The sequence below is a fragment of the Streptomyces sp. NPDC002851 genome (genome assembly GCF_053591935.1).
In genome coordinates this window covers 1-4,063 of record NZ_JBSFUT010000086.1, presented here as the reverse complement: position 1 = coordinate 4,063, position 4,063 = coordinate 1, and the positions used below count along the sequence as shown (strand labels likewise).

Genomic DNA, 4,063 nt, shown 5'->3' with positions numbered 1-4,063 from the left:
TACGCTTCCTCGAAAACCAGGGAACCAGCACCTTCCTGGAAATCGGACCACAAGCCGCACTCACCGGCATGGTCCCGGAAAACCTCACAGACGACGCCTCCACACGCTGCGTGACCAGCACCCGCCGCAACCTCGACGAAGTCACCGCAGTCGTCACAGCACTCGCCGAACTCCACACATACGGAACACCCGTCAACTGGCACCCACTGCTCGCCAGCGACACAACCACACACACCAACCTGCCCACCTACGCCTTCCAACGCAACCACTACTGGCAGCGAATCAACACCAACACCGACGTGACGTCGGTCGGACTGGAACCGGTAAGACACCCCTGGCTCGGCGCGGTCACCGAACTCGCCGACGACGAAGGCCTGGTCTTCAGCGGCCGCGTATCACTGCGGGAGTTCCCCTGGCTCGCCGACCACACCGTGTACGGAACCACGATCGTTCCCGGCACCGGGTTGCTGGAACTTGTCTGGACAGCCGCACAACACGTCGGCGCGAGTGGCATCGCCGAACTGACCCTGCTGGAACCACTCATCGTCCCGGACAACGGTGAACTCCACCTCCAAGTCCGGGTAGAAGCCCCGGACACCGACGGCCGACGCGCAGTGGGCGTCTATGCCCAGGGCACCAATGCGGACGCGCCGTGGGTGCGTTATGCCGAAGGCGTTCTGACCAGCGCTGAGGGTTTCCCCGCTGAGACGGACAGCACCGAAGGGTTCGAGTCGCTGCGGCAGTGGCCGGTGGCGGGTGCTGAGCGGGTCGGCCTGGATGGCTTCTACGAGGCGTTTGCGGCACAGGGCATCGACTACGGCCCGGCCTTCCAAGGGCTCAGCGAGCTGTGGCGCAACGGCGACACAGCCTACGGACTGATCCAACTACCCGAAGCCATATCCACCGACGGCTACAGCATGCATCCCGCCTTGCTGGACACGGCGTTGCACGTGCTGAAGGGGTCAGCGGCTGCGCGGCGGCTTTCGGCTGGTGCACTGCTGCCGGTCGAGTGGTCGGACGTGGAACTGTTCGCTATCAGCGGCTCGGAGCTGCGGGTACGGGCGGATGTTGAGCCGTCCGGTACGGCGTTGCGGTTGTGGGCGTGCGATCCGGCCGGGGAACCGGTCGCCTCCGGGCGACTGCATCTGCGTGAAGTAACCGCAGAGCAGATGCGCTCCGCGACTGCGTCGTTGTCGGCGGATCACCTGTACCGGGTGGACTTGCAGCCCGTACGCCCGACCGGAACACCAACCGCCGATACGGGCCGTACGGTCATCGACGCACGCGACTGGACCGGCACGGTCACAGGAATCGCTGCCCGCGGACTCACGGCACTCCAGGAACAACTGAGTAACAACGCCGCATCGGACGACGAGCTGGTCCTGCTCACCACGAACGCGGTAGGCGAAGACGCCACCAACCTCGGCCAAGCGGCCCTGTGGGGCCTGGCACGTTCGGCACGCAGCGAACACCCCGAACGAACCATCCGCCTCATCGACACCGACCACACCGACACCGACGTTCAGCCCGCACTGGCCGTCACCGGGGAGCCCGAGCTGGTCATACGCGAAGGCCAGATACTCGCGACCCGCCTGACACGAGCCGCAAGCGAAACCGACACCACCCCCAGGACGCTGGACCCATCCGGCACGGTCCTCATCACCGGCGGAACCGGCGAACTGGGCCAGGTATTGGCCCGCCACCTCGTCACCACGCATGGAATACAACACCTCGTCCTCACCTCCCGCCGCGGCATGCAAACCCCCGGCGTCGAAGACCTCGTGGCGGAACTGACCGCAGCAGGCGCACACACCGTCAAAGTCCTCGCCCACGACATCACCGACCGCGACCAGATCCACACCGTCCTGACCAGCGTCGACCCGGCACACCCCTGGACCGGAATCTTCCACCTCGCCGCCATCCTCGACGACGGCCTCCTCACCACCCAAACCCCCGAACGCCTCACCACCGTCCTCACCACCAAAGTCGACAGCGCCCTCCACCTGCACCACCTCTCCACCGAACTCAACCTCGACCTCACCGCATTCGTCCTCTACTCCTCCACGTCGGGTGTGCTCGGCAGCACCGGGCAGAGCACGTACGCGGCCGCCAACACAGCCCTGGACGCGCTGGCCGCACACCGCCGCGGGCAAGGCCTGCCCGGCCTCAGCCTCTCCTGGGGACTCTGGGAACAGACCGGCACCGGCCTGGCCGCGCATCTCGGGCAGGCCGAGCTCGCCCGGCTCACCCGACGGGGTATCGGCGCACTCACCCAGACGCAAGCTCTGGCCACGCTGGACACCGCGCTCACCCAGCCCTACGCCCACCTCGTACCGGTCAAGCTCGAACTGGAGTCCCTGCAACGGGCTTTGGGTGAGAACGAGGAGGCGCCCGGGCTGCTGCGAGGGCTGGTGCGGGTGCGTCCGCGCCGGGCCCAGGGCCGGGCCGAGAGCGTGGACGGCTCGTCGCTGCGGGACCGACTGGCCGGGCTCACCGAAGCCGAGCGGCTGCCGCACCTCCTCCAGCTCGTGCAGCGCGAGACGGCGCTCGTCCTCGGTGTTGCGGAGACCGACGGCATCAAGGCACAGCAGCTCCTTTCCGAGCAGGGGTTGGACTCGCTGATGGCCGTTGAGCTGCGCCGTCAGCTGTCCACGACCACTGGTGTCAACCTGCCCGCCACGCTGGCCTTCGACTATCCGACCCCGGCTGCGGTCGCCGCACTCCTCCTCGACCGCCTCGACCTGAGCGACGCCACGACGGCCACACGCGCTGCGGGCAACGCGAAACGAAATGCGGGTTCAGGGACGGGCACGGGGACGGGGACGGGGACGGGGACGGGGACGGCCAACGATCCGATCGCCATCGTGTCGATGGCGTGCCGTCTGCCGGGAGGCATCGACACACCGGAGGGCTTCTGGGAGCTGCTGACCTCGGGCGGCGACGCCATCGGCGGGCTCCCGCCCCGTTGGGACAGTCTGGATCTGTACGACCCCGACCCGGAGGCCGTCGGCAAGAGCTACACCCGTGAAGGCGGATTCCTCAGCGGCGTCGAGGGGTTCGACCCGGCGTTCTTCGGGATCTCGCCGCGCGAGGCCCAGTCGATGGATCCGCAGCAGCGGCTGGTCCTTGAGGCCTCGTGGGAGGCGCTTGAGCGGGCGGGCATCCGCCCCGAGTCACTGCGCGACAGCCGTACCGGTGTCTACCTCGGCGCCATGAGCTCCGACTACGACCGTCAGGGGCAGGGACTCGACGCCCTCGACGGCTATCTGGGGACCGGCAACGCCGGAAGCATTGCCTCCGGCCGCGTGTCGTACGCGCTGGGGCTACAGGGCCCGGCCGTCACTATCGACACGGCCTGCTCCTCCTCGCTGGTGGCCCTGCACCTGGCGGCCGCCGCGCTGCGGCAGGGCGAGTGCGACCTCGCCCTGGTGGGCGGTGTCACCGTGATGTCCACGCCGACGTCGTTCGTGGAGTTCAGCCGCCTCAAGACGACGTCTCCGGACGGACGGTGCAAGAGCTTCTCGGCGGCGGCCGACGGCGCCGGCTGGTCCGAGGGCGTCGGCATGCTGGTCCTGAAACGGCTGTCCGCGGCCGAGCGCGACGGCGACCGTGTCCTCGCCGTGGTCCGCGGCTCTGCGGTGAACCAGGACGGCCGCAGCCAGGGACTGACCGCCCCCAACGGCCCGGCTCAGCAGCGCGTCATCCAGGACGCCCTCGCGGCGAGCGGCCTCACCCCGCACGACATCGACGCCATCGAAGCCCACGGCACCGGCACCTCACTGGGCGACCCGATCGAGGCCGGCGCCCTGGCCGAAGTATTCGGCGCACGCGAGGTGTTCCTCGGTTCGGCCAAGTCCAACCTCGGCCACACCCAGGCCGCCGCCGGTGTCGTAGGCGTGATCAAGATGGTGCTGGCCCTCCAGCACGAGACACTCCCGAAGACCCTGCACGCCGAACAGCCCAGCACACACGTCGACTGGGACGGCAGTGGCCTGACGCTGCTGCAGCAAGCGCGGCCGTGGGCGCGGGACGAGACGCGGGTCCGTCGTGCGGGTGTGTCGTC

The 4,063-nt window shown here is 68.5% G+C and carries 1 protein-coding gene; it reads left to right on the top strand.

Going from position 1 to position 4,063, the window contains the following annotated elements; all coding sequences use genetic code 11:
* Positions 1-110: 110 nt before the first annotated feature.
* Positions 111-4,063: SDR family NAD(P)-dependent oxidoreductase (locus ACWD10_RS38275; protein WP_451098430.1), on the top strand; the 3,953-nt coding region annotated here is incomplete at its 3' end.